The sequence below is a fragment of the Demequina litoralis genome (assembly GCF_030418455.1).
GTDB classification, from domain to species: Bacteria; Actinomycetota; Actinomycetes; order Actinomycetales; family Demequinaceae; genus Demequina; species Demequina litoralis.
This window is the reverse complement of the sequence record NZ_JAUHPW010000001.1, coordinates 1-25,598: the sequence shown is the minus strand read 5'-3', so window position 1 is coordinate 25,598 and position 25,598 is coordinate 1. Positions and strand designations below refer to the sequence as shown.

Sequence of the window (25,598 nt, the reverse complement as noted above, 5' to 3'; positions counted from 1 at the left end):
GTGCGTCGCCCGCGGGAGGCTACTGGCCGCCCTTCTGCACGAACGACCGGACGAACTGCTCCGCGTTGACCTGCAGCGAGCCGTCGATCTCCGCGAGGAGGTCGTCGAGCGCGTCCGTCGAGGCCGCCGCGGCGGCCGGCGCGGGCGCCTCCGGCTCGGGGGCGTCGTCCTCGTAGGGCTGTCCTTGCGCGTTGAGCTGGGCCATGCCGCGAGTCTATCCGCCGATGAGCGCGTCGAGGAGGGGGTGGCGCGCCGCGCCGGGCTCGTCGAGGTGCACCACCTCCAGGTGCCCGTGGTCGGTCTCGCGGTCGAGCACCACGGTGGACCAGCCGGCCGCGTCGACGAGGTCGGGTCGGGCCGCGACGATGCCGCCGCGCAGCCGGGCGCGGGTGTCCTGCGGCGCGCGCGTGGCCGCGCCCGCGACCTCCTCGTCGGTGGCGAGCCGCTCGACCTGGCCGGCGTCCGCGAGGCGCGTCGCCCAGCCGTCGCCGAGGCGGCTCCACTGGAGGTCCATGGCGGCGAGCCGCGCATCGTCCCACGGCAGCCCGTCGGGGTGGGTCCCGGTCGCGTGGCGCGCCCGCAGCCTGCCGAGGAGCTGGAGCTTGGCGACCCACTCGACCTCGCGGGCCGCGGAGAAGAGGTCGCCGCCGAGGCGCTCGAGCACGCCCTCCCAGCGGGCGACGACGGCGGCGTCGCCGGCGTCGGTCGCGTACGTGCGGCAGATCTCGAGCAGCGCGCGCTGGATCTCGAGCGCGGTCGCGGTCTCGCCGCTCGCCAGCTCGAGGCGCGCGCGCAGCTGGAGGTCGCGCGACACGGCCTGCACGTCCTCGACCGGCGTGGCGAGCTCGAGCGCGTCGAGGCGCTCGTCGTCGGCCTCGATCGCGGACAGCACGAGCGACGTGGTGCCGATCTTGAGGAAGGTGGCGACGTCGAAGAGGTTGGCGTCGCCGATGATGACGTGGAGGCGGCGGTAGCGGTCACGCGCGGCGTGCGGCTCGTCGCGGGTGTTGACGATGGGTCGGCGCAGCGTGGTCTCGAGGCCGATCTCGGCCTCCATGTAGTCGGCGCGCTGCGACATCTGGAAGCCGGGCGCCTCGCCGAACTGGCCGAGGCCGACGCGCCCGGCGCCCGTGAAGATCTGGCGCGTGACGAGGTGCGGGGTGAGACGGCGCGCGAGATCGTCGAACGGCACCGCGCGGTCGACGAGGAGGTTCTCGTGCGTGCCGTAGCTCGCGCCCTTGCCGTCGACGTTGTTCTTGTACAGCTCGACGCGCGAGCCCTCGTCCTCCGCGTAGCGCGCCGCGGCGGCCAGCGCGATCGCGTCGCCGGCGCGGTCCCAGACCACGGCGTCGCGCGCGTTGGTGACCTCGGGACCCGAGTACTCGGGGTGCGCGTGGTCGACGTAGAAGCGCGCGCCGTTGGCGAGGACGGCGTTGAGGTGGGCGGGATCCTCCCACGACCCCCGGCGGCGGCGCAGCGTGACCCGGCCCTCGGCCGCGTCGAACTCGGCCGCGTCGGTGAGCAGGTCCTCGGAGGCGCCCAGGCGGGACCGGCGGAAGCCGCGCTGGTCCTGCAGCGGGTCCTCGCCGCCGTAGTCCCAGCGGCTGGTCGCCTCGCCCGCCCACGCCCGGCACGCCGTCACGAGGCGCGACGACATGAGGATGGGGTTGGCGCGCGGCTCGTCCGGGTCGACGATCCCGTACTCGGTCTCGATCCCGACGACCCTCACGTCACTCCCCCGCGAGGGTGCCGGCGGCCACGGCCCGCGCCTCGGCGAGCTCCTGGTCCGCCGCGACCTCGAGGTGGGCGCGTGTGAGGCCCTTGGCGTGACCCGCGACGACGCCCTTGATCGCGGCCGTCTTGGCGCGGTCGACGACGTTGCGCACCACGGCGCCGGACACGTGCCGCGACGCGTCGCCGTGGGCGAAGATGCGCGACACGCCCGCGTCGATGAGGCCGCGCGCGGTCGCGTCGCGGTCGCCGCCGTAGGCGTCGAGCTCCGCCTGGGCGAGCGGCAGGGCCGACGTGAGGTACTTGCCGAAGATGTCCGCCGTGGCCTCGGGGCTGGGACGCGAGATCTCGATCTTCACGTCGAGGCGGCCGGGGCGCAGGATGGCGGGGTCGATCATGTCCTCGCGGTTCGAGGCGCCGATGACGATGACGTTGCCCAGCGCCTCGACGCCGTCGAGCTCGGTGAGGAGCTGCGGGACGATCGTGGTCTCCATGTCGGAGCTCACGCCGGAGCCGCGGGCGCGGAAGAGCGCGTCCATCTCGTCGAAGAACACCACGACCGGGGCGCCCGAGTGCGCCTTGGCGCGGGCCCGCTCGAAGATGGTGCGGATGTAGCGCTCGGTCTCGCCGACGTACTTGTTGAGCAGCTCGGGGCCCTTGACGCTGAGGAAGTACGAGCGGTCCGCGCCCACCGCCTCGGCGAGCGAGTGCGCGACGGCCTTCGCGATGAGCGTCTTGCCGCAGCCGGGAGGGCCGTAGAGCAGCAGCCCGCGCGGCGGGCGCAGGGCGTGCTCGCGGTAGAGCTCGGGGTGGACGAGCGGCAGCTCGATCGCGTCGCGGATGCGCTCGATCTGCGGGGTGAGGCCGCCGATCGACGAGTAGTCGATGTCCGGCACCTCCTCGAGCAGCAACGCCTCGACGCCGGTGCGCTCGACCTTCTCGGTCGCGAAGCCGGTCCGGGGGTCGATGATGACGGTGTCGCCCTCGTGCACGCGGCGCGGGGCGTCCCCGCCCACGAGCGTGACGACGCGCTCGTCCTCGCCGCGCGAGACCACGAGCAGGCGGTCCTCGTCGACGACCTCGCGCACGATGGCCGCCTGGCCGGTGCGGTCCGGCTTGGCGACGTCCACGACGACGCTCATGGCGTTGAGGAGCACCTCGTCTCCGGGGACCAGGTCCGCCTCGAGCGTGGGCAGCACGGCGACGCGCAGGCGGCGGCCGCTCGCGACCACGTCGGCGTTGCGGCCCGACCACTCCACGAAGGTCGCGAAGGTCTGCGGCGGCTGCGACGCCTCCGCCAACTTCTCGCGCATCTCGCCGATCTGGTCGCGGGCGAGCGTGAGCAGGCGCTGGAGCTCCGCGTTCTGACGCTCGAGACGCGCGATCACGTCCTGGGCCTCGGCCACCATCAGTCCTCCCCGGCGGCGGCGTCGCGCGCGCTCGTGGCGTCGCGGCGGACCTTGCGGATCTTCTTGTCGGACACGGCACGCTCGCCGAGGTCCTCGGGGGTCCACTGCTCCTCGTGGGGGTAGGAGCCCTTCGCGGGACGACGCGTGCGGCGCGGCGGCTCGACACCGGGCGCCATGCGGCGCGCGGTGAGGAGGAAGCCGGTGTGGCCGATCATGCGGTGGTCGGGACGCACCGCGAGGCCCTCGAGATGCCAGGTGCGCACCATCGACTCCCACGCGCGCGGCTCGGTGAAGCCGCCGTGCTCGCGCAGGTCCTCCGCGAGGCGGGACAGCTGCGTGGTGGTCGCGACGTAGGCGAGGAACACGCCGCCGGGGGCCAGCGCATCGGCCGCCGCCTCGAGGTTCTCCCACGGGGCGAGCATGTCGAGGATGATGCGGTCGACGGTGCCCGGCTCGAAGACGTCCGCGACCCGGTCGGCGAAGTCGCCGATCTCGAGGCGCCACGCGGGGTGCGGCCCCCCGAAGTGCGACTCGACGTTGGCGCGGGCGATGTCCGCGAAGTCCTCGCGGCGCTCGATGCTCACCAGCCGGCCGGCGTCGCCCACCGCACGCAGCAGCGACATGGTGAGGGCGCCGGAGCCGACGCCCGCCTCGACCACGCGCGCGCCCGGGTAGATGTCCGCCATCTGCACGATCTGGCCGGAGTCCTTGGGGTAGACGACCGCGGCGCCGCGCGGCATCGACAGCACGAAGTCGCTGAGCAGCGGGCGCAGCACGAGGTAGTCGAAGCCGGCGGTGTTGGTGACGACGGTGCCCTCGGGCCGGCCGATGACGTCGTCGTGGTGGAACATGCCGCGGTGCGTGTGGAACTGCTTGCCGGGCGTGAGGACGATGGTGTGGTGGCGGCCCTTGGCGTCGGTGAGCTGGACTCGGTCGCCGGCGCGGAGCGGGCCCCGGCGCTCGGACGCGCCGACGGGCTCGGAGGGTTGGGTCATGCGGCCAGTCTAGGGCGCGGGTCGGGGGCCGCCGACGGCCCGTCCGGACCCTTCGCGCCCGGTCCGCCGCACATCGTCCTCCTCAGCTGAGAGCCTCGCGGATCTCCTCCAGCTTCGCGACGCCGACGGGCAGGCCGTCGTCGTCGGTCACCACGAGGACGTCGGTGCGACCGAACCACGGCACCACGGCCTCGACCAGGCCCTCGCCCGTCGCGGAGGCGGGGATCGACGCGCCCCGCACCACCGGCATCGTCACCGACATGAGGGTGGTGGTCGCGCGCGCCTCCTCGGGCACCGCCTCGGTGAGCGCCACCGGGAAGTGGCCGGCGGCCTGACCGTCCGCGGTGAGCACGACGACCTCGCGCGCGCCGGACCGGGCGGCCACCTCGCGCGCCTGTGCGACGGTCGCGTCGAAGGGCACCCCGACCGCCGGGGCCGCGAGCGACAGCGCGGTGACCTTCTCGCGGCGGCCGAGCACCGTGGCGGCGCGCAGCTCGGCGGAGGCGGCGGGCCAGATGACGGAGAAGAGGAACATCGCCCAGATGGCCGCGACGATGTCGACGCCGCTGCCGGTGAGCAGAGGCACGCCCACCGCGAGCACGATCACGGCGACGGCGACGATGCGCCCGCCGTTGGCGGCCCAGCGGTGGCCCTTCCAGCGGTCGCCCGAGACGCCCCACACGATCGCGTTGACGACGCGGCCGCCGTCGAGCGGCGAGCCTGGCAGGGCGTTGAACGCCGCGAGGATGAGGTTGAGCAGGCCCGCGTAGGACATGATGCGGCCGGTCATGCCGTCGAAGGCGCCCGCGGCCGCCATCGCGCCGGCGCCGACGACAGCGTTGGTCACGGGGCCGGCCGCGGCGATGACGCCGATCTCGAGCGGGCGCGGATCCGAGCTGCGGAACTGCGTGTGACCGCCGAAGAAGGTGAGCACGATCTCCTGCACCTCGCGACCGAAGGCCCGCGCGGCCGCGGTGTGCGCGAGCTCGTGGAGGAAGACGGAGACGAACAGCAGGATCGCGACCGCGAGCCCGATCGAGAAGCCCTGGCGGCTGAAGCCGTCCTCTCCCGTGCCGTAGAACGCCGCGAGGATGAGCGCCATCACGATCGTCGACGGCATGAGGACGACGCGCGCGCCGAGCACGCGTCCGAGCGTGATGCCGCGGGGCTTGCGGGCGCGGGGCGGGGGCTGGCTCATGGGGACCACGGTAGTGGGCGGCGGGGACCGTCCCGGCGCGCGCGTGGCCGGCGTCGGCGTCGTCGGGTCCGTTGTCGGAGCGTGCCCCTAGGGTGGGTCGCATGGCTCGACCTCCCGCCCTCTCGCCGTCCCGCGCCGGGGACTTCCAGCAGTGCCCGCTGCTGTTCCGCTACCGGACCGTGGACCGGCTGCCGGAGCCGCCGTCGGCCGCCGCGACGCTCGGCACGCTCGTGCACGCGGTGCTGGAGAAGCTCTACGACCTGCCCGCACGCGAGCGCACGGTCGAGACGGCGCAGGCGCGGCTCGAGCCCCAGTGGCGGGCGATGCTCGCGAAGGACCCCGCGCTCGCGGAGCTGCACGCGGACGAGGCCTCCGAGTCCGCGTGGCTCGCCGACGGCCGGACGCGCCTCGCCACCTACTTCGACCTGGAGAACCCGCAGCGGCTCGAGCCCGCCGCGCGCGAGGAGTTCGTCGAGCTGCAGCTCGAGGACGGGCCGCTGCTGCGCGGCATCGTCGACCGCGTGGACATCGCGCCGGACGGCTCGATCCGGATCGTGGACTACAAGACGGGCAAGACGCCGGACCCGCGCTACGGCGCCAAGAAGGAGCGCTTCCAGATGCGCTTCTACGCCCTGGTGATCGAGCGGCTCCGCCAGCGCCGTCCCGCGCTGCTCCAGCTGCTCTTCCTCAAGGACGGCGGGCGGCTCGAGATCCGCCCCACCGGCGACGACATCGCGCAGATCGAGCACGAGATCCGCGAGATCTGGAACGAGATCACCGCTGCCGCCGAGGCGGGCCGCTTCCGCACCCGTAGGACGCCGCTGTGCGGCTGGTGCAGCTTCCAGGACCGCTGCCCGGAGTTCGGCGGCGCGGAGCTGCCCCTCGACCCCGACGCGGTCGAGCGTGCCCTGGGCGTGCGCCCCCTCACCGCCTGAGCCGCCCGCCCTACCCGCCCCACCACCCCACCCACGGCGTGCTGCGGGGACCTCACGGACGGTTCTCGGAAGTCTGCGACTGCTACGGGGAGCTGAGGGACGCTACGTGTCCTCGCCGAGCTGGTCGACGACCTCTCCCCCGAGGATCCGCCCCAGCCCCTCGACGCCGAGCCCGGCGAGCGACCTCACCCGGCTCAGCCCGGGCCGCGGCTCGATCGGCACGAGCCGGCGCACGCCGATGGTCGCCGCGCCGGACGCGTAGGCGGAGCCCACGCCCGCGGGCGAGTCCTCGATCGCGACGCAGTCGGCGATGTCGACGCCGAGCCTCTCCGCGGCCGTGAGGTACGGCTCGGGATGAGGCTTGCCGTGCGTGACCTGGTCCCCCGTGACCACGACCGCGAAGGCGTCGGGCGCGCGCGATACGAAGGCCTCGGCGAGCATCGTGTAGGACATCGTCACGAGGGCGCACGGGATGCCAGCGGACACCACCTCGTCCAGCAGGCCCCGCGCATCGTCCATCCACGGCGTGCGCTGGCGCACCTGCGCCGTGACGCGGCCGAGGAGGTAGGTGATGATCTCGTCGGGGTCGAGCGCGACGCCGCGGTCGATCATGATCTGCGCGGACACCGACAGCGGGTTGCCGACGAGCTGGAGCCCGTCCTCGTGGGTCCAGCCCACGCCGAACTTCCTCGCGAGCTCGGTCTCGGCCGCGATCCAGTAGGGCTCCGAGTCGATGAGCGTGCCGTCCATGTCCCACAGCACGGCGGCCGGGAGCGTCGCCTTCTCATTCATATGGCGTGAGTCTAGGCTGGCGCAATGACAGCCGAGAGCGACCCCGCAGCCCTGGCCGCCGACCAGTCCGTGATGATCGCGGCCTTCGAGGGATGGAACGACGCGGGATCCGCGGCGTCCTCCGCGCTCGACCACCTCGCGCGGATGTGGAGCGCACGCGAGTACGCGGCTCTCGATCCCGAGGACTACCACGACTTCCAGGTGAGCCGCCCGAGCATCCAGACGCTCGCGGGTGGCGAGCGGGTCGTCTCCTGGCCCGGCACGGTGGTGTCGACCGCGAACGGCCCGTGGGTGGGCGACCGCGACATCGCGCTGGTGCGCGGCATCGAGCCGTCGATGCGGTGGCGCCGCTTCTGCCGGGAGATCCTCGACTGCGCCGAGGACCTCGACGTCAAGACGCTCATCACGTGCGGCGCGCTGCTCGTCGACGCCCCGCACACGCGCCCGCTCCCCACGTTCGTCACGAGCGAGGACGCGCGCGCCCGCGAGGCCTTCGACCTCGAGCGCTCCGACTACGAGGGCCCCACCGGCGTGCTCGGCGTGCTCGGGCACGAGGCCGCGCTGCGCGGCATCACGGTCATCTCCGTGTGGGTGGGGGTGCCGCACTACATCGCGCACCCGCCGAGCCCCAAGGCGACCGTGTCGATCCTGTCGCAGCTCGAGCGCTTCCTGGGCGAGCCGATCGACCTGGGCGACCTGCCCGAGGAGGTCGAGGCGTGGCAGCACGGCGCCGACGAGCTCGCGGAGGAGGACGAGGAGATCTCGGCCCACGTCGAGCAGCTCGAGTCCGTCATGGACGAGACGGCGCTCCCGGAGGCGTCGGGCGACGCGATCGCCGCGGAGTTCGAGAAGTTCCTGCGGCGCCGCGACCTCGGTAACGGCAAGGCATAGCCCTCCCACCGACTCCCCATGACACCAGTGACAGGTGTGGTGCGTGTGGTGCGACGCCACGTGACGTCGCACCTGGCACGACCCCGCGATTCCCACCTGTCACATGAGTCCCACGTGTCATTGGCAATCGTCAGGTGGCGCTGATCGCTCCTGCGGCCAGCAGGCCGATGATCGCGCCCGAGGCACCGATCCGGTAGAGCACGAACGGCGTGTAGCTGTGGTGCGAGATGAGCCGCAGGAACCACACGATCACCGCGTAGCCGACCCCGAACGAGACCACGGTCGCGATCGCGGTGTTGAGGAAGCTCGGCGAGCCGGCCTCCCCCAGCGTGTCCCACTCGGTGAAGAGCTCGAAGAAGCCCGAGCCGAGCACCGCGGGGATGGCCAGCAGGAACGAGATCCGCGCCGCCGCCTCGCGCGTCATGCCGAGGAACAGGCCCATCGTGATGGTGCCGCCCGAGCGGGAGACGCCGGGGATGAGCGCCATCGCCTGCGCGAAGCCCAGCAGGATCGCGTCCTTGACGGTGATGTCGTCGAGGTTGCGGCGCTTCTCGCCGATGCGGTCCGCGATCCACAGCACGATCGCGAAGCCAGCGAGCACGAAGGCCGTGATGTAGAGGTTGCGCAGCGTCGTCTCGATCGTGTCCTTGAGCAGCACGCCGAGGATCACGATGGGGAACGAGCCGAGGATCACCCACCAACCCATGCGGGCGTCGGGGTCCGCCGCACCAAGCGTGCGGGCCTTCCAACCCCCGGCCTCGCGGTCGAGCAGCGCGCGGAACCACGCCGCGATGATGCGGACGATGTCCTTCCAGAAGTAGAGGATCACCGCCGCCTCGGTGCCGATCTGGATGATCGCGGTGAACGCTGCGCCCGGGTCCTCGCCGTGCGGGAGCAGCGCCCCGATGACACGGATGTGCGCGCTCGAGGAGATCGGCAGGAACTCCGTGAGTCCCTGCACCAGCCCGAGGATGACCGCTTCCCACCAACCCATGGCGGCAACCTTAGTGCCCGCGTGTTGCGCGCCGGTGACGCTCACGACCTTCGGTAGCGTCACCCCCATGCAGCGCGCACGGATCGGCACCACGGGACTCGAGGTGTCGCGTCTGGCGCTCGGCACGATGACGTGGAGCCGCGACACCGACGCCGAGGAGGCGGGCGGACAGCTCGACGCGTTCCTCGATTCCGGCGGCACGCTCCTCGACACCGCGGCCTCCTACGCGGACGGCGGCTCGGAGGAGCTCATCGGCCGCATGCTCGGCGGTTCCGTGTCCCGCACCGACGTGCAGATCTGCACCAAGGCCGGCATCCGACGCACGCAGCACGGCGGCGTGGTCGACGCCTCGCGCGACACGATGCTCGACACGCTCGACGCCTCGCTGCGCCGGCTCGGGACGGACCACGTGGACGTGTGGCTCGTGCACCAGCACGACGCGGGCACGCCGCTCGACGAGACGCTGCACGCGCTCGAGATCGCGGTCAACAGCGGTCGCGCGCGCTACGTGGGCGTCTCGAACTACCCGGGCTGGGCGACCGCCCGCATCGCGACGCTCGCCGACCGCCGTCCCACCCTCGCCGCGACCCAGGTGGAGTACTCGCTGCTCCAGCGCGGGATCGAGCGCGAGGTGGTCCCCGCCGCATCGTCCCTGGGTCTGGGCGTGATGGCCTGGTCCCCGCTGGGCCGTGGCGTCCTCACCGGCAAGTACCGCACGTCGATCCCCGCGGACTCGCGCGCCGCCTCCGAGCACCTCGCGGGCTTCGTCGAGCCCTACCTCGACGACCGCGCGGGCAGCATCGTCGAGGCCCTCGCGATCGCCTCCGAGGGCCTGGGCGTCACGCCGCAGGAGACCGCGCTCGCATGGGTGCTCGCGCGACCGTTCGTCGCGACCGCCGTGGTGGGCGCGAGGACCGCGGAGCAGCTGCTGCCCTCGCTGGACGCCGCCACGCTCACGCTGCCGCCCGCCATCGTCGACGCGCTCGACGAGGTCTCCGCCATCGAGCTCGGATACCCGGAGCGCCGATGACCACGGCGCGCACGGGCCTCGCGGATCGGGGAACGTGCGCGCGCGACGCGCGAGCCGGACGATGCGGCGAGGCGCCCGGCAGCGCTCAGCGCAGCTGGAAGTCGTCGAGGTCGTCGTCGAGGACGTCCTCGTCCTCCTCGGCGTGCGGGTCGAGGCCGTCGTCGTCCTCCTCGTCGGCGTCGTCCTCGTCGTCGGCGTCGGGCTCCTCGATCTCGACGTCGTCGAGGAGCATCGGGAGCGTCTCGCCGTACTCGACGTCGAGCACGGCCTCGTACCGGTCGAAGGCGTCGGCGAGCGCGTCGTACGCATCGTCCACCGCCACGTCCGAGTCGCCCCGACGGGCCAGCACGGCGGCGAGGTGCTCCTCGTACGCCGCGATCAGCAGCCTCAGCGCCTCGTGCGCCTTCGAATCCATGGCTATGACGTTACCCGCGGAACAGGTTGAATGGGAGGCGAGATGAACCACGACGCACGCAGGACCGCCCACATCATCACCCCTCGACGCACGGCCGCCCCGGCGGATTCGCGCTTCGACTGGCGGGTGGTGGACATCCCTGTGGAGATCACACGGTCGGAGGCGCGCTCGCTCCTCACCGAGCAGGCCGAGTACGGCCGGTGGGACCTCATCCGCTCCCAGACCTTCATCGGCGGGGCGCGGCGCGTGTGGCTGCGTCGGCGGGTCATGAACGTGCGCCGCACGGACGACGCCGCGTGAGCGCGTCCTCGTCGTAGCGATTGGTACCAATCGCTACGACCGCACCGGGTTACGTCCCGATTGGTACCACTGCGTCGGGCGAGACGCCCGCGCGGGTCGGGACGCCACAGCCGGGCACCGCGAGACGCCCGCGCGGGCGCCGCTCGGACCCGTCGGTCTCGGGCAGCGCGGCGATGAAGTCCGCAACCAGGTTGAGGTTGGCCTTCTCGAGCCGCCACGGCTCGTCGCCCAGCTGGCCTCGCAGCGGGTCCGCGGTCACCACGACCACGAGCCCGAGCTCGGGCAGCACCGCGATCTGCTGCCCGCCATGGCCCCACGCGAGCCGGTACGTGTGCGGCCCGGCGTCGATGATCCACCACTGGTAGCCGTAGGCGGTGCGGTCGAAGTTGTCGCCGACCTTGTAGTACCAGGCGCCCTCCGTGTACGGCGTCCAGGACTGCTCGATCCAGGACTCGGGGACCACCTGCTCGCCGTTCACCCGGCCGCCGTCCAGGTACATCTGGCCGAAGCGGGCCATCTCCTGGGCGGTCACGAACAGCTCGGTGTACCCGAGCCGGTAGCCGTCCCAGTCCTGGGTCCACTCGCTCGGCGTGGTCGCGAGCGGGTCGAACAGGTGCTCCTGCGCGAAGTCGAGCAGGTCCTCGGAGCCGCAGGCCCGGGCGACCGCGATCGCCAGGAGGTGGGACGAGAGGTTCGAGTAGTCCCAGCCCGTGCCCGGATCGCGGGCGAGCGGCACGTCCACCACGTTCGACGGGGAGAAGCCGTGGAACAGCAGCTCGACCCCCTCCGCGGACGCCTCGAGCCACGGGTAGCCGGCGCGCATCTGCAGCAGCTGCTCGATGGTGATGCTCTCCTTGCGCGGATCCGTGACGCGGCCGGCCAGCTCGGGGAAGTACGTCATCATCGGCTCGTCGAGGCCGGCGATGCACCCCTCCTTTATCGCGATGCCCACGAGCGCACCCGTGTAGCTCTTCGTCACGGACTGCACGTTCTGCGACAGGTCCGCATCCGTGCCGTTGAAGTAGGCCTGCGCGACCACGTAGCCGTCCTTGATCACCGTGAGGCTGTGGATGCTCTCGAGGGTGCCGGCGCGCCAGTACAGGGCGGCGACCGCGTCGGGGTCGAGACCCCGCTCCTCGGGGGTCGACGCGGCGAAGCCCTCGAACGCCTGCGGCGCGTAGTCCACCGCGGCGAGCTCCTCGGCCGAGGGCCCGCCCGTCGCGCACGCGGCGCAGGCGAGGATCACGGCGGCGCCGGCCCCCGCGAGCACGGCACGGCCGGCTGACGCCCCCCGTCGGAGCCTGGCGCGCATCGGGAACCACCTCGCCGGATCGCTCGCGCTCCCTCCCCGTCCACCCTAGGCACGCCCGTGGAGGCGCGCGACACGCGGCGGGACGATGCGGCGGCGTCAGCAGTCGGCGAGGAAGCGCACCATCACCTCGGTGCCGAACTCCAGCGACTCGATCGGGACGCGCTCGTCGATGCCGTGAAACAGCCCCGGGAAGTCCAGCTCGGGAGGCAGCTTGAGCGGCGCGAAGCCGTAGCCCGCGATACCGATCGTCGCGAGGTGCTTGTTGTCGGTGCCGCCCATCATCGTGTACGGCAGCACGATCGCCTCCGGGTCGTCGAACGTCACCGCCTCGATGGCCTTGTGGACCAGCGGCACGTCGAACGGCAGCTCGATGGACGCCTCGGTGATGTACTGCTCGACCTTGACGTGCGTGCCGGCGAGCTCCTCGATCTTGCGCAGCACCTGCTCCTGCTGGCCGTGGAGGAAGCGCGAGTCGACGAACCCGCCCGCGGTGTCCGGGATGACGTTGACCTTGTAGCCGGCGTCCATCATGGTCGGGTTGGACGTGTTGCGCAGCGACGCCTCAACCATGCGGCCCACCGCCCCGAGCCCGGCGACCAGCGTGTCGATCGTGGCCGGGTCGTCGGCGTACTCGACCCCGAGCAGGTCCGCCGTGCCCCGCAGCAGGTGCTCCGAGGTCGGCGAGATCTCCATCGGCCATTCGTAGGCGCCGATGCGCGCCATCGCGCCGCCGAGGTGCGCGACCGCGTTGTCGTGGTGGACGAGCGACCCGTGGCCCTGGACACCCGAGGCCGCCAGCCGCAGCCACTGCATGCCCTTCTCCCCCGTCTGGAAGAGGTACACGCGCTTGCCGGCGACCTGGATCGAGAAGCCCCCGACCTCGGACACGGCCTCGGTGGCGCCACGGAAGTCCTCGGGGTGGTGCTCGACCATCCACTTGGCGCCGCGGTGGCCGCCGTGCTCCTCGTCGGCGAAGAACGCCACGACGATGTCGCGCGCAGGCTTCACGCCGTCGCGGATCATGCGCCCGATCGCCGCCAGGTACATCGCGTCGACGCCCTTCATGTCGACCGCGCCGCGCCCCCAGATCATGCCGTCCTTGACCTCGGCCCCGAACGGGTCGACGGTCCAGTCCTCGGGGAACGCGGGCACCACGTCGAGGTGGCCGTGCAGGACGAGCGGCGGGCGCGTCCGGTCGGCGCCCTCCCACAGCGCGGTGACCGATGCGCGGCCCGGCTCGGACTCGCGGATCACCGGCTCGAGGCCCAGGTCGGAGAGGAACGATGCGACGTACTCGGCGGCGGCGCGCTCGCCGGGTCCGTCGGCGTCGCCGTAGTTCGAGGTGTCGATGCGCATGAGGTCGCGCGCGAGGCGGACCACGTCGGACTCGGTCATGCGGCCAGGCTAGCGGCCGCCGACCGCGTGCTCACATGACTCGCCAGCCGTTGACGATGACGATCCCGAGGACGACGAGCCCCACGACGGCGAGGACGTACACGAGGCGCCGGAAGCCGGCCTTCCATGCGGCGATCACCATGCACGCGACGGCGCCCGGGATGAGCGCGAGACCGTAGCGGCCGGTGACGTTCGGGAAGTACTGCGGGACCGCGGTGTTGAGGTACGCCTGGATCTGCACGACCGTCGGGTAGAGGATCGTGCCGGCCATCACCATCCACCCGAGTGAGCGCCGTGCGGGCTCCTTGGCGCACGCGACGATGACCGCGAAGATCGCGCCGATGACGAGGAAGTTGAGCAGCCGCGTCCACGAGATCATCAGGGCGACGTTGAGCGGTTCCTGCAGGTAGTAGTCGGACGCGAGGTTGAGCCCGCTGAACGCGGTCTCGAGCCACTCCGAACCGGGCAGGCCGAGCACGTCGCGGGTGTTGAGGCCCACCAGGGGGTTCTGCCAGTTGGGGTCGCCGCGCGTGCCCTGCCACGCCTGCCAGCACACGTACGGCACGAGGATCGCGCCGGCCATGCCGCCGACGATCGCGGCGTCGCGGCCGCGCGGCCGCGAGCGGCGCCAGTCGCGCAGCATGCGGAAGACCAGCAGCGCGCCCAGCGCGATGAACGGGATCGCCGCGATCGTCTTCGTCATGCCGGCGATGCCCGCGAGCAGGGCCGGGAGGCGCCAGTCGACGTCGTCGTCGACGAAGATGCGTGCCGCGATCCACACCGCCGAGGCGCCGATGAGCACCGTCGCCGCGTCCGGGTTGACCGTGGTGACCGCGTGCAGGACGCGCGGGAAGGCGGGCAGGAGCAGCGGCGCGACGATCGCCGCGGCCGGGTCGATCCGCCACCGGCGCAGCGCGACGAACATGACGAACATCCCGAGCCCGAGCCACAGGACCCCAAGCAGCCGCGCGGCCGTGAGGAAGTCGATCGCGGGGACGAGCGCGTCGACGGCGCGCGCGGGCAGGCCGACCGCGAGGTAGTAGAGCGGCGGGTGCGAGAAGTTGTACTGCTGACCCTCGTAGGGGAACTCCCATGCCTCGGCCTCGGCCCCGCAGTCGGGCAGCTCGTACCGCTCCTGCCCCACGCATGCCCAGGCCTCGCGGATCTCGGGCGCGATGATCGACCCGGCGTACGGGATCTCGAGGTGGGCGGCGCGCCACGCGTAGTCGGCGTGGGTGGGCTCGTCGATGCGCGACATCGCGGTGCCGGGGCCCAGCACCACCGGGACCACGATCGCGGCGGCCACCGCGAGGTAGAGCGCGAGCACCCCCAGGCGCGAGCGGCGCGAGTCGCGGAACGTCGCGGCCCAGCCCTCCGCGAGGCCCAGCCACTCGGAGGGCAGAGGCGCTCTCCGCGATGTCGTGGCTGCCACCTGCTCTCCTTGCCCGGTTCCGTCGTTGCGAGGGCGCCGGCACCCGGCGCGCTGTTCGCATCGTATCGGCGGAATCGTCCGGAACGCGCGCGGCGCCCGCCGCGTCTGGCAGGGAGAACGCAGAAGGCCCCGACCTTGCGGTCGGGGCCTTCCTGTGGTGTCCGAGGGGGGACTTGAACCCCCACGCCCTAATACGGGCACTAGCACCTCAAGCTAGCGCGTCTGCCAATTCCGCCACCCGGACAGGTGGTCCGAGGAGCTCTTCCGAGCGCCTCAGCGCGAGAAGAACTCTAGCACGGTCTCGGGGCGCCAAAATCCACCTGAGGCTCGGTCCACCGCAAAACATAGTGATGACGCGTCACGTGAGCAGGCTCACGCCTCCAGGTCCCACGAGCAGCCCGATGACGATGAGCACGACGCCCCAGAGGATCTGCTTCTGGAAGATGCGGATCACGCCGAACGCGACGAGGATCACCGCGGCGATCCAGAGGATGAAGTCCCACATGGTTGTTCCTTCCTTCGGTGGTGTGCGCTTTCCCGGGTTGCGCCTGTGACAACCGTTCGCGATGCCCCAGGTATTCCCGTGCCTCCGGGCGACGGCCACCGCACCCCGGTCCGCAGGGACCTTGGACCCTCGCGACGAGGACCCTGCTGCGTAGCGTGGGAGATGGTTCCCGGAGCACGCATCCACCAAGGGGGTCGGCCGTGATCGCATCGGGCAGGGACATCGTCGGGACCGTGCTGGCGGGCGGCGCCGTGACCGTCGCCTGGGCCCACGCCGCGGGCCTCGACTGGCCGCTCGTCGACTCGGCGCGCACGACCGCCGGCATCGTCTACGTGCTGGGCGTCGCGGCGTGCGCCGGAGGGTCGGCGGACTCGTTCGAGTCCGACCCGCAGGCCAAGCGCTGGTACCACCGCGTGGGCGGGCTCCTGAGCATCGTGGCGACGGCGGCGCTCGTGTGGACGCTCGTCACGGGTGCGACCGCGCCGGTGATCCTTCTCGCGTCCGTGGTCGCCGTGAAGTGGCTGTTCGCGACGGTGCGGCACCTCGCCACGGCAGCTCCGGCCCCCGCCACGGCCACCTGACGCCGCGCGCCGGTCAACGTCGCCCGGCGCCGCGGTGCTGAGGGTCGCACCTCAGCGGAAGTCGCGCGACCGCGACGGCACCTTGAGCGACATCGGCGACAGATGCTCGGCGACCAGGTTGGTCGCGCCGTCGGCCCGCTCGATGCGGCCGCGGATGATGAGCGCCGGCGAGCGACGTGCCACCGCCTGGAACCTCTTCCACACCCCCACCGAGCAGATGACGTTGAGGAAGCCCGTCTCGTCCTCGAGCGAGATGAACGTGACTCCGCGCGCCGTCCCGGGCCGCTGGCGGTGCGTGACGACGCCCGCGACCGTGACGCGCCTCTCCGCCTCGTGCGCGAGCACCTCGGCGACGCGCAGCACCCCCGCCCTGTCGAGGCCGTCCCGGACGAAGGCCGTGGGGTATCCCTCGACCGATACCCCGGAGGCCCACACGTCGGCGACCGCCTCCTCGACCACGCTCATGCCCGGCAGCATGGGCGCCTGCGCGCCCGGCACCGTGCCGGGCAGCGTGTCGGGCCCCTCGCGCGACAGCACCCCGGAGGCCCACAGCCCCTCGCGCCGCGTCACGCCGAGGCTCTCGAGCGCGCCCGCGGTCGCGAGAGCCTCCCACTGCGCCGTCGACAGCCCCTTCTCGGGCGCCAGGCCCGACTGCCCCGACACCCCCTTCGGACGGATGCGGACACGGCGGGCCATGTCGTGCAGGTCCGCGAACGGACGCTCGGCGCGGGCCGCGACGATGGCGGCCGCAGCATCGTCCCCCAGCCCGCGCACGGCGCCGAGGCCCATGCGGACCGCGAGCGTCGGGTCGACGCGCACGAGGCGCGCCATCTCCTCGCGCCGCTCCCCCGGCGCCTCGAACGGCACGGCGAGCTCCTCGACCCGCGCGAGGACCTCGGAGCGCATCACGCACGGGCGCAGGATCGCCTGGCCGTGACGGCGCGCGTCCGCCGCGAGCGACTGCGGCGAGTAGAAGCCCATGGGCTGGGCGGCGAGCAGGCCCGCGTAGAACGCGGCGGGCCGGTGCACCTTGAGCCAGCTCGACGCGTAGACGAGGTACGCAAACGAGAACGAGTGCGACTCGGGGAAGCCGAAGTCCGCGAAGGCCTTGAGCTTGTCGAAGATCTGGTGGGCGACCTCCGCGGTGATGCCGCGCTCGTTCGCGCCCACCATGAAGCGGGCCCGCAGCGCCTCCATCCGCTCGGGGCTGCGCTTGGAGCCCATGGCGCGACGCAGCTGGTCCGCGAGGGCGCCGTCGAAACCCGCGGCGTCCATCGCCATCTGCATGAGCTGCTCCTGGAACAGCGGCACCCCGAGGGTCTTGCCCAGCGACCTCTCGAGCAGCGGGTGGAGGTAGGTGACCTCCTCGCGGCCGCGCGCCCGGTTGATGTACGGATGCACCGAGCCGCCCTGGATGGGGCCGGGCCGGATGAGCGCGACCTCGATGACGATGTCGTAGAAGCGTCTGGGCCTGAGCCTCGGCAGGGTCGCCATCTGCGCGCGCGACTCGACCTGGAACACGCCCACGGTGTCCGCGGCGCACAGCAGGTCGTAGACCGCGGGGTCCTCCTGCGGCAGCGAGTGCAGGCCCAGGTCCTCGCCGCGGGTCTCCTGCATGTACCGGAACGCGTACTTGAGGGCCGACAGCATGCCCAGGCCGAGCAGGTCGAACTTCACGAGCCCCGCATCGGCGCAGTCGTCCTTGTCCCACTGGAGCACGGTGCGGCCGGGCATGCGCGCCCACTCGACCGGGCACACGTCGATGACGGGCCGGTCGCACAGCACCATGCCGCCGGGATGGATCCCGAGGTGGCGCGGCAGCCGCAGGAAGCGGTCCGCGAGCTCGAGGACGTTGTCGGGGATGTGGTCGAGCTCCTGCGCGGGCGGCGGTTCCGGCCACATCGCGTCGCGCTGCTTCGCCGCCCACTCCTCCTCCTGCTGCGGGGACATCCGCAGCGTGCTCCACCGGTCGATCGACTTGGACCACGCGTCCTGCTGGCCCACGTCGAAGCCGAGCGCGCGGGCCGCGTCCCTGACCGCGGAGCGCGGCCGGTACTGGATGACGTTGGCGACCATGGCGGCGTTGATGCGGCCGAAGCGCGAGAAGACGTACTGGATGACCTCCTCGCGGCGGTCGGACTCGATGTCGACGTCGATGTCCGGCGGGCCGTCGCGCTCGGGCGCGAGGAAGCGTTCGAACAGCAGCCCATGGGTGACGGCGTCCACCGCGGTCACGCCGAGCGCGAAGCACACCGCGCTGTTGGCCGCCGACCCGCGCCCCTGGCACAGGATGTCCGCGCGGCGGCAGAACGCCACGATGTCGTGGACGATGAGGAAGTAGCCCGGGAAGTCGAGCGCCTCGATGACGGCGAGCTCGTGCTCGATCTGCTGCCAGGCCCCCTTCACCCGCTCGGCGTCCGGCGGCCCGTAGCGCTCGCGCGCGCCGCGGTAGGCGAGCTCGCGCAGCCAGGTCGCCTCGGTGTGGCCGGGCGGCACGGGGTACGGCGGCAGGTTCGGGGCGACGAGATCGAGGTCGAAGGCGCACTCGGCGGCCAGGCGGGCCGCGGTCGCGACCGCCTGCGGGTGGCGGCGGTGACGGAAGAGCATCTCCCCCGCGCTGCGCAGGTGCTGACCTGGCGAGCCGGGCAGCCAGCCGTCCATGTCGTCGAGCGAGGACCGGGCGCGCACCGCGGCGAGCGCGCCCGCGAGGTCCGCGTCGCGCGGCGTCGCGTAGTGGGCGTTGGTGGTGGCGACGAGGGGCAGGCCCGTATCGAAGGCCAGGTCCGCCAGGGCCGCGTTGACCTCGGAGTCGAAGGGCGAGCCCGTGTCCGTGATCTCCACCGCGACGCCCTCGCGGCCGAACAGCGCGACGAGCCGGTCGAGCTCGGCTCGCGCCGCCGCGTGCCCCTCGCGGGAGACGCCGCCGGCCAGCGCATCGTGCCCCGCCCGGCGGGCCGTGCCACCCAGCCCTGGCCCGCCGAGCCCCGTGAGGGCCGCGCGCACCGGCCCCTTGCGGCAGCCGGTGAGCACGAGGAGGTCCCCGCCGCCCGCGTCTGCGAGCGTCTCGAGCGTGTAGCGGGCGAGCCCCTTCTCCCCGGTCGCGAGGTGCGCCATGCCGATCGCGTGGCTGAGCCGCGAGTAGCCGCCCGCGCCCCGCGCGAGCACGACGAGGTGCGAGGCGCGCGGGTCGGGCACGCCGGTGGGCGGGTCGAGCACGGGGCGCCCGCCCGGACCGTCCGCGGCGAGGCTGAGCTCCGCGCCGAAGACCGTGGGCAGCCCGATCTCCCGGGCCGCGCCGGCGAAGCGCACCGCACCGTAGAGGCCGTCGTGGTCGGTGAGCGCGAGCGCGCCGAGGCCGAGGCGCCCCGCCTCGGCCGCCATCTCCTCCGGCTGGCTCGCGCCGTCGAGGAAGCTGAAGGCGCTGTGGGCGTGGAGCTCGGCGTACTCGGGGACGTCAGTCATAGACGGCCTCCAGCTCCCACTCCCCGCCGCCGTACGCGAGCAGCACCGCGGTGACCGTGTCCTCGCCGTCGCGCAGCGCGACCTGGAGGTAGGCGCGACGGGACGCGTCCTCGGACCACCAGCGCTCGGACACCGGCCAGGGGCCGGCCCACGACTCGACCGGGCGCGCGCGGTCCCACACCGGCCCCTCGACCCGTCCGACGTGGCCCGACGAGGGATGGCGGTTGGCGGCCTGCGCACGCTCGTCCGCCGGGTCCGCCTCGAGGCGCACCCACGTGGGCGGGGCGCTCACCGCGAGGCGTCGGCTCACGGTGACGGGGGCGCCACCCGCGTCGAGCACGAGCGCCGGCCGCGCGACCGGCGGCACGGTTGCCGGCGGCGGGTCGGGGATGCGCCCCGGCCACGGGTGCGCGATCGCACGGGCGGGAGGCGCCTCCTGGCCCCAGGGCGCGAGGTGCGCCCTGTCGCGGGGAGAGCGTCCGCCCTGCTCGGCGACCGCGAGCACGCCCTCGAGGCCGAGCAGCCCCTGGACGCGCTCGAGGGCACGATGCGCGCGCGAGTCCGCGCCCGACACCCCGCCCCACAGGTAGGCCTGCTCGGAGCCGAGCGGGACCACGTCCTCGGCGACCAGGCCGAGCGACACGAGCGGCGAGGGCTCCGGGCCCTTGTCCCCGGACGCCCCGCCCGCCGTGCCCGACAGCCAGCCCTCGAGCTGCCAGCGCACGCGGTCCGTCATGTGCCGCGCGAACGCCCCGGCGCGGGTGCCGACGTCCGTGCGCCACACGCGCTCGAGGTCCTGCCCCTTCTCCGTGCGGGCGGTGATGCGGACGCGCCCGCAGCGCACGCCGGCGTCGAGCAGGGCCCGGTCGAGCGCCGCGGCCGCCTCCTTGGCGACGTGGACGAGCTGCTCGATGCGCTCGGCCGGGTCCTCGAACACGTGCTCGACGGCGATGTCCTCCTCGGTGCGACGCAGCACCGGCGGGGCGAGGTCCTCCCCCGAGGCGAGCCGATGCGCCCACACCCCCACGGGTCCGAAGCGCGCGAGCACGTCCGCGAACGGCAGCGCCGCGAGGTCTCCCAGCGTGACGATGCCGAGGCGCGTGAGGACGCTCGCGAGCCGCTCGGCCTCCTGGCGCTGCGCGCGCTCCATCGCCGCGAGCGCAAGGGAGTCGACGGGCGCGGGCGCGAGGTACTCCCGCGAGGAGCCGGTGGGGACCAGCTCCGAGGCGCGGGCCGCGAGCACGGCGGCGAGCAGGCCGTCCGCGGCGCCGACCGCGCACTCGATCCCGGCGTGCTCCGCGACCGCCGTGACGAGCGCCTCCGCGAGCGCCTCCTCCGAGCCGTGGAAGCGGGCCGCGCCGTCCGCCGGGATGATCATGAGCCCCGGGCGGGAGATCTCGACGCCGGAGACGGCCTGCTCGGCGGCGGCCGCGACGGCCTCGAACAGGCGCGAGTCGCGGCCCTCGTCGTGGGGCAGGATCGCGAGCTCGGGGCAGGCCCGCTGCGCGAGCCGGCGGGTGCTGCCGCGCCTCACCCCCGCGGCACGCGCGGCGGCCGACACCGCGACCAGCCCGCGCCCGTGGAGGACCGCCGCGGGCACGTCCGCCCCGAGCCCCGCCTCCGTCATCGCGGCGACCACGGGCCAGTCGGGCACCCACAGCACGGCGCGGCGCACCACGGTGACGACGCTCATGCCGCACCCCCGAGCGCGCGCAGGGACGCCGACCGGGCGGGCGCGCCCCGACGCGGCGGGGCGGCGCCGCCGAGGGCCGCCCCCTCGATGGGCAGGGTCACGAGCCGCGCGGTGCCGCCGCGGCGCTCCTCGATCCGCACCGTGAGCTCCCGGCCCCGCAGCCGGCCGTCGCCCGCGCCGAGCCCGTGCCAGCGCGAGCCCACCGCGGTGAGCGTGGTGTGGGCGCCCGTCCACGACCCCTCGGCGACGATGACCGTGCCGCGCTCCCGGGCGCGGGAGGCGAGCCGGCGCCGGTCCGCCTCGGACAGCGCGAGGCGCGGCCCCAGCAGCACCACGTCCATCCCGTCGACGCATGCGCCGGCCGTCGCGGCCGCCTGCGCGCCGGGATGGGGCACGAGCGCGAGGCGCGCGAGGTCGAGGCCGCGCCGCGCCGCCGCGACCGCGCCGAGCGCGGGCATCCCCACGGCCGCGGTCCACGAGCCCGCCTCCGAGGCGGCGGCCGCGAGCGCGAGCATGAGCGACGTCGAGCCGGCCACCGCGATCACCTGGCCGCGCCGCAGCCCCTGCGGCAGCACCTGGTCGAGCAGCGGCGTCAGCGGCAGCGTGGGCGCCTCCCAGCGGTCGCGCGTGGTGCCCACGCGCCGCTGGACCCCCGCGAGCGCCTCGCGCGCCCGGGCGATCCTCGCCTCGGCCGTCTCCATCGCGTCACCCGCCTCCCGCATCGTCCACCCGTTCGAACATGTGTTCGAACGTATGTTCGATTATGGCCCCGCCCTCCGACAGTCGGCAAGGCGGGTCGCGATGGGTATCCCTCCACGCGGGAGGCTCCGTCGCCGTCGCTGGACCGGCGGTCTCCGAGCGACACGCCGACGACACGCCGACGGCCCGGTGGAGGGGTGACTCAGGCGCGTGGAGGGGCGAACGGCGGGAGGGTCAGCGCGCGCGGAGCTCCCACATCGCGACCGCGGAGGCGGCGGCCACGTTGAGCGAGTCCACCCCGCCGTGCATGGGGATGACCACGGCCTCGTCGACGTGCGCGAGCGCCTGACGGGTGAGCCCATCGCCCTCGGTGCCCATCACCACCGCGACCCGCTCGCCCGCCCGGGCGGCGAAGTCGTCGAGCGCCACCGCATCGTCCGTGAGCGCGAGCCCGGCGACGGTGAAGCCCAGGGCGCGCAGCTCGTCGAGCGCGTCCGGCCAGGACTCGGCGCGCGTCCACGGCACCTGGAAGACCGTGCCCATCGAGACCTTGACGGAGCGACGGTAGAGCGGGTCCGCGCACGTGGGCGAGACCACCACCGCGTCCGCCCCGATGCCGGCGGCGGAGCGGAAGATCGCGCCCACGTTGGTGTGGTCGACGATGCCCTCGAGCACCACGATGCGCCGAGCCTCGCGCGCGAGGTCCGCGAGCGCGGGCAGCGCGGGACGCTCCATCGACGCGAGGGCACCGCGATGCACCTGGTAGCCCGTGACGTCCTCGAGCAGCGCGGCCGGCGCGAGGTAGACGGGCGTGTCCTCGTCGACCAGCGGCGCGACCGAGTCCAGCCAGCGCTCGCTCACCAGCACCGAGCGGGGACGATGCGCGGCGCGGATCGCGCGCGCGATCACCTTGGCACCCTCGGCCATGTAGAGGCCGCGCTCGGGCTCGAGCACGCGGCGGAGCGCGACGTCGGTGAGACCGCGGTAGTCGGCCAGGCGCGGGTCGGAGGGGTCGTCGATCGGGATGACGGGCATGGGTGCCATCATCCCAGGGACCGGTGGTCGCGCGCCCCGCGCGGGCGTAGCCTGAAGGTGTCGACGACGACGTCGGTGTCGCTGGAGGGAAGCGGCCATGAACGGGCTCGAGGCACGTATCGACCGGTGGGTCGAGGCGGGGCTCATCTCCCCCGCCACGGGGGACGACCTGCGCCGGTACGAGCACGAGCACGAGCACCAGGACATCGCGCCACCTCCGACCGCACCCGACGCCGTCGCCCACGCCCCCGAGGCCGCCGCACCACCCCCACCGCCATCGCAGCCGCGCGCGCTCGCGCTCGTGGGCGAGGTGGTCGGCTACCTCGGGGCGGCGCTCGTGATCTCCGCCGTCTCGTTCCTGCTGGGCCGCACGTGGGCCGACGTCCCCACCGGCGGCCGCATCGCGATCGTCGCCGGCCTGCTCGCCGTGGTCGCGGTGGGCGGGACGCTCGCCGCGCGCGTCCGGACGGACCCGGCGCAGCGCCTCGCGTCGGTGCTCCTCCTCGCCACCGTGGGCCTGACCGCATGGCTCGCGTGGGTGGTCGCGGACGCGGCGGGCGTGACGGACGAGCCGATGGGGGTCGCGGTGTCGGCGCCGACCCTCGTGGTCGCGGCCGCGATCTACGCGGTGCGCCGGCGGGGGCTCGCCCAGCTGGCGACGCTCGCGGCGCTGGCGGGGCTCGCGTCCTCGCTCGTGTCGATGGCGGTCGAGGACGACCTCGACATGGGCACCGCGATCGGGGCGACGCTCGCGGCCGTCGGCCTCGTGTGGGTCGTGGCGGGGGCGGTCGGGTGGCTGCGCCCCGTCGCGCCGGCGCTCGTCGCGGGCGGCATGCTGACGGTGCTCGCCCTGCAGACGACGGCGTACGACGCGACGCGCACGCCCATGCTCGTCACGGCCGTGGCGGTGGCGGTCGCGATGATCGCCGTCGCGATCGCGGTGTCGCGGCTCGCCCTGCTCATCGTGCCCGGCGGGATCGGGCTCCTCGTGTCCACGCCGCAGCTCATCGACCACCTGGTCGGCGACGCGGTCGCGACCTGGGTGGGCGTGCTGCTCACCGGCGTCGCGCTCGTCGTGGCGGCGGTGTGGATGGTGCGCGAGCGCCGGCAGCTGCCCGGCGGATGAGCGCGTCCCCGGGGCGGCCCGTCACGCACCCCGGGGACGGCGAGGGCCCCGAGGGATCGCTCCCCCGGGGCCCGTCGCATCGTCCCTACTGGCCCTTCTCGGCGTCCGGGTCGAACGGCTTGCCGGAGCCCGAGCCGGCCTGCTCCGCCTCGGCGGAGAAGCCCTCGGCCTGACGGCGGGCCTCCTCGAGCGCGGCGCGCGGGTCCGCGAGCGCCGAGGTGATCCGCGAGCCGGCACGCTTGGCGCGCTCGGGGTCGCGCTCGAGCGGCTCGGGCTCCTCGGTCCCGCCGAAGCCGGCGGCGATCGCGTTGAGCGCGCCCGTGAACTCGGTGGGCACGAACCACATCTGGTTGTTGGTGCCCTTGGCGATCTCCGGCAGCATCTGCAGGTACTGGTACGACAGCAGCTTCGAGTCGGCGTCGCCCTCGTGGATCGCGTCGAAGACCTGGAGGATCGCGCGCGCCTCGCCCTCGGCCTCGAGGATGCGGGACTGGGCGTTGCCCTCCGCACGGAGGATCGCGGACTGCTTCTCGCCCTCGGCCGTGAGGATGGCCGACTGCTTGACGCCCTCCGCGGTGAGGATCGCGGCGCGGCGGTCGCGCTCGGCGCGCATCTGCTTCTCCATCGAGTCCTTGATGGACAGCGGCGGCTCGATCGACTTGAGCTCGACGCGGTTGACGCGGATGCCCCACTTGCCGGTCGCCTCGTCGAGGACGCCGCGCAGCTGGCCGTTGATCTGGTCGCGGCTGGTGAGCGTCTGCTCGAGGTCCATGGTGCCGACGATGTTTCGGAGCGTCGTGGTCGTGAGCTGCTCGACACCCGTGATGTAGTTGGCGATCTCGTAGACGGCCGCCTTGGGGTTGGTCACCTGGAAGTAGATGACGGTGTCGATGTCGACGACCAGGTTGTCGGACGTGATGACCGACTGCGGCGGGAACGAGTAGACCATCTCGCGCAGGTCCACCTTGGCGCGCACCTTGTCGATGAACGGCACCAGCAGGTGCAGGCCCGCGTCCATGGTGTTGTGATAGCGGCCCAGCCGCTCCACCAGGTACGCCTGCGTCTGCTGCACCACGATGATCGCCCGCGCGATCGCGGTGATGACGAAGATCGCAAGGACCGCGATGGCGACCCACACGATGATCGTTCCGACGTTGTCCATCTCAGCTCTCCTTCTCGGGCGCGACCACGGCGGTCGCCCCATCGATCCTCAGCACGTGGACCTCGGTCCCCTCGGGGATGGCCGGCGCATCGTCCTCGGTGCGCGCGGACCACACCTCCCCGTTGAGCTTGACCCGGCCACGGGTCTCGGTCACCTCGTCCAGCGTGCGTGCCTCACGGCCGACCAGCGCCGCGGTGTTGGTCTCCGCCGCGCCCTCGCCCTTCGCGCGCAGCGAGCGCAGCAGGAACGGCCGCAGCAGGCCGATGAGCGCCGATGCGACCGCGAGCGCGATGATCATGCTCAACCACCAGGGCGCCCCCAGCAGCGCTGCGACGCCTCCCACGAGCGCACCGCCCGCGAGCATCGCGAACAGCAGGTCGAGCGTGAAGATCTCCACGGCCCCCAGCACCATCGCCGCGATGAACCACCATAGGAACTGTTCCACAGCATCCTCCTTCACCCAGGGACGCTAGCAGGGGCGACGGGACGCGGGCCGCCGCCCCGGG

The 25,598-nt window shown here is 73.3% G+C and carries 24 protein-coding genes and 1 tRNA gene; 6 read left to right on the top strand and 19 right to left on the bottom strand.

Features of this window, described 5'->3' with window-relative positions:
• Nucleotides 1-19 precede the first annotated feature (19 nt).
• From QQX09_RS00125 to QQX09_RS00105, 5 genes are all read right to left on the bottom strand, one after another.
• Complete coding sequence (locus QQX09_RS00125; RefSeq protein WP_062526315.1) at nt 20-205, bottom strand: ubiquitin-like protein Pup; 186 nt, start codon at nt 203-205, stop codon at nt 20-22.
• Nucleotides 206-214: 9 nt separating this feature from the next.
• Entirely contained in the window at nt 215-1,729 is a 1,515-nt protein-coding gene (gene dop / locus QQX09_RS00120; protein ID WP_301130681.1) for a depupylase/deamidase Dop, read from the bottom strand.
• Between the two features lies 1 nt (nt 1,730).
• Nucleotides 1,731-3,140 carry a proteasome ATPase gene (gene arc / locus QQX09_RS00115; protein WP_301130680.1) on the bottom strand — a complete coding sequence of 470 codons (1,410 nt, stop codon included), beginning with the start codon at nt 3,138-3,140 and terminating at the stop codon, nt 1,731-1,733.
• Nucleotides 3,140-4,135 (bottom strand): tRNA (adenine-N1)-methyltransferase, encoded by a 996-nt coding sequence (locus QQX09_RS00110; protein ID WP_301130679.1) that lies wholly within the window; start codon nt 4,133-4,135, stop codon nt 3,140-3,142. Before QQX09_RS00110 ends, arc begins: the two co-directional genes overlap by 1 nt.
• Before the next feature lie 82 nt (nt 4,136-4,217).
• The gene (locus QQX09_RS00105; RefSeq protein ID WP_301130678.1) at nt 4,218-5,333 is read right to left on the bottom strand and encodes a M50 family metallopeptidase; all 1,116 of its coding nucleotides are present in this window, start codon (nt 5,331-5,333) and stop codon (nt 4,218-4,220) included.
• Between the two features lie 101 nt (nt 5,334-5,434).
• On the opposite strand from QQX09_RS00105, the gene QQX09_RS00100 reads away from it, so the two are divergent.
• A complete protein-coding gene (locus tag QQX09_RS00100; protein ID WP_301130677.1) occupies nt 5,435-6,268 on the top strand; it encodes a RecB family exonuclease in 834 nt (277 codons plus the stop codon).
• Between the two features lie 102 nt (nt 6,269-6,370).
• Here QQX09_RS00100 and QQX09_RS00095 read toward each other — a convergent pair whose 3' ends face one another.
• On the bottom strand, nt 6,371-7,060 hold the full coding sequence (locus QQX09_RS00095) for an HAD family hydrolase (RefSeq protein WP_301130676.1): 690 nt from the start codon (nt 7,058-7,060) through the stop codon (nt 6,371-6,373).
• 24 nt (nt 7,061-7,084) lie between these two features.
• Between QQX09_RS00095 and QQX09_RS00090 the strand changes: the two genes are divergently transcribed.
• Nucleotides 7,085-7,951: a PAC2 family protein gene (locus QQX09_RS00090; protein ID WP_301130675.1), complete on the top strand. Its 867-nt coding sequence runs from the start codon at nt 7,085-7,087 to the stop codon at nt 7,949-7,951.
• Nucleotides 7,952-8,081: 130 nt separating this feature from the next.
• Here the strand turns inward: QQX09_RS00090 and QQX09_RS00085 are convergent, their stop codons facing one another.
• Nucleotides 8,082-8,945 (bottom strand): undecaprenyl-diphosphate phosphatase, encoded by an 864-nt coding sequence (locus tag QQX09_RS00085; protein ID WP_301130674.1) that lies wholly within the window; start codon nt 8,943-8,945, stop codon nt 8,082-8,084.
• A gap of 67 nt (nt 8,946-9,012) precedes the next feature.
• Here QQX09_RS00085 and QQX09_RS00080 point away from each other — a divergent pair, with 67 nt between their 5' ends.
• Nucleotides 9,013-9,975 carry an aldo/keto reductase gene (locus tag QQX09_RS00080; protein WP_301130673.1) on the top strand — a complete coding sequence of 321 codons (963 nt, stop codon included), beginning with the start codon at nt 9,013-9,015 and terminating at the stop codon, nt 9,973-9,975.
• Between the two features lie 85 nt (nt 9,976-10,060).
• Here the strand turns inward: QQX09_RS00080 and QQX09_RS00075 are convergent, their stop codons facing one another.
• The gene (locus tag QQX09_RS00075; RefSeq protein ID WP_301130672.1) at nt 10,061-10,390 is read right to left on the bottom strand and encodes a primosomal protein; all 330 of its coding nucleotides are present in this window, start codon (nt 10,388-10,390) and stop codon (nt 10,061-10,063) included.
• Nucleotides 10,391-10,432: 42 nt separating this feature from the next.
• Between QQX09_RS00075 and QQX09_RS00070 the strand changes: the two genes are divergently transcribed.
• A complete protein-coding gene (locus QQX09_RS00070; protein WP_301130671.1) occupies nt 10,433-10,690 on the top strand; it encodes a DUF5703 family protein in 258 nt (85 codons plus the stop codon).
• Between the two features lie 49 nt (nt 10,691-10,739).
• Here the strand turns inward: QQX09_RS00070 and QQX09_RS00065 are convergent, their stop codons facing one another.
• The 5 genes from QQX09_RS00065 to QQX09_RS00045 all read right to left on the bottom strand — a co-directional run bounded on the left by QQX09_RS00065 (nt 10,740) and on the right by QQX09_RS00045 (nt 15,334).
• Nucleotides 10,740-12,002: a serine hydrolase domain-containing protein gene (locus tag QQX09_RS00065; RefSeq protein ID WP_301130670.1), complete on the bottom strand. Its 1,263-nt coding sequence runs from the start codon at nt 12,000-12,002 to the stop codon at nt 10,740-10,742.
• A gap of 96 nt (nt 12,003-12,098) precedes the next feature.
• Complete coding sequence (locus QQX09_RS00060; RefSeq protein WP_301130669.1) at nt 12,099-13,397, bottom strand: M20/M25/M40 family metallo-hydrolase; 1,299 nt, start codon at nt 13,395-13,397, stop codon at nt 12,099-12,101.
• 31 nt (nt 13,398-13,428) lie between these two features.
• Nucleotides 13,429-14,829, bottom strand: a complete 1,401-nt coding sequence (locus QQX09_RS00055; protein ID WP_301130668.1) for an ArnT family glycosyltransferase — start codon at nt 14,827-14,829, stop codon at nt 13,429-13,431.
• 155 nt (nt 14,830-14,984) lie between these two features.
• Nucleotides 14,985-15,073, bottom strand: a tRNA-Leu gene (locus QQX09_RS00050).
• A 114-nt stretch (nt 15,074-15,187) separates the two neighbouring features.
• A complete protein-coding gene (locus QQX09_RS00045) occupies nt 15,188-15,334 on the bottom strand; it encodes a GPGG-motif small membrane protein (protein WP_301130667.1) in 147 nt (48 codons plus the stop codon).
• Nucleotides 15,335-15,534: 200 nt separating this feature from the next.
• Here QQX09_RS00045 and QQX09_RS00040 point away from each other — a divergent pair, with 200 nt between their 5' ends.
• Nucleotides 15,535-15,915 carry a hypothetical protein gene (locus QQX09_RS00040; protein WP_301130666.1) on the top strand — a complete coding sequence of 127 codons (381 nt, stop codon included), beginning with the start codon at nt 15,535-15,537 and terminating at the stop codon, nt 15,913-15,915.
• A 51-nt stretch (nt 15,916-15,966) separates the two neighbouring features.
• On the opposite strand, the gene QQX09_RS00035 is transcribed toward QQX09_RS00040, so the two are convergent.
• From QQX09_RS00035 to QQX09_RS00020, 4 genes are all read right to left on the bottom strand, one after another.
• Nucleotides 15,967-19,377, bottom strand: a complete 3,411-nt coding sequence (locus QQX09_RS00035) for an error-prone DNA polymerase (RefSeq protein WP_301130665.1) — start codon at nt 19,375-19,377, stop codon at nt 15,967-15,969.
• Nucleotides 19,370-21,070: a Y-family DNA polymerase gene (locus QQX09_RS00030; protein WP_301130664.1), complete on the bottom strand. Its 1,701-nt coding sequence runs from the start codon at nt 21,068-21,070 to the stop codon at nt 19,370-19,372. Before QQX09_RS00030 ends, QQX09_RS00035 begins: the two co-directional genes overlap by 8 nt.
• Nucleotides 21,067-21,792 carry a DnaE2-dependent mutagenesis accessory factor ImuA' gene (imuA', locus tag QQX09_RS00025; RefSeq protein ID WP_301130663.1) on the bottom strand — a complete coding sequence of 242 codons (726 nt, stop codon included), beginning with the start codon at nt 21,790-21,792 and terminating at the stop codon, nt 21,067-21,069. The genes QQX09_RS00030 and imuA' overlap by 4 nt, the downstream gene beginning before the upstream one ends.
• A 211-nt stretch (nt 21,793-22,003) precedes the next feature.
• On the bottom strand, nt 22,004-22,804 hold the full coding sequence (locus QQX09_RS00020; RefSeq protein WP_301130662.1) for a TrmH family RNA methyltransferase: 801 nt from the start codon (nt 22,802-22,804) through the stop codon (nt 22,004-22,006).
• 97 nt (nt 22,805-22,901) lie between these two features.
• Between QQX09_RS00020 and QQX09_RS00015 the strand changes: the two genes are divergently transcribed.
• On the top strand, nt 22,902-23,930 hold the full coding sequence (locus tag QQX09_RS00015; RefSeq protein ID WP_301130661.1) for a DUF2157 domain-containing protein: 1,029 nt from the start codon (nt 22,902-22,904) through the stop codon (nt 23,928-23,930).
• A gap of 85 nt (nt 23,931-24,015) precedes the next feature.
• Here QQX09_RS00015 and QQX09_RS00010 read toward each other — a convergent pair whose 3' ends face one another.
• Both QQX09_RS00010 and QQX09_RS00005 read right to left on the bottom strand, forming a co-directional pair.
• Nucleotides 24,016-25,092, bottom strand: coding sequence for an SPFH domain-containing protein (locus QQX09_RS00010; RefSeq protein WP_301130660.1), 1,077 nt, complete (start codon nt 25,090-25,092; stop codon nt 24,016-24,018).
• A gap of 1 nt (nt 25,093) precedes the next feature.
• Nucleotides 25,094-25,537 carry an NfeD family protein gene (locus tag QQX09_RS00005; RefSeq protein WP_301130659.1) on the bottom strand — a complete coding sequence of 148 codons (444 nt, stop codon included), beginning with the start codon at nt 25,535-25,537 and terminating at the stop codon, nt 25,094-25,096.
• Nucleotides 25,538-25,598 lie beyond the last annotated feature (61 nt).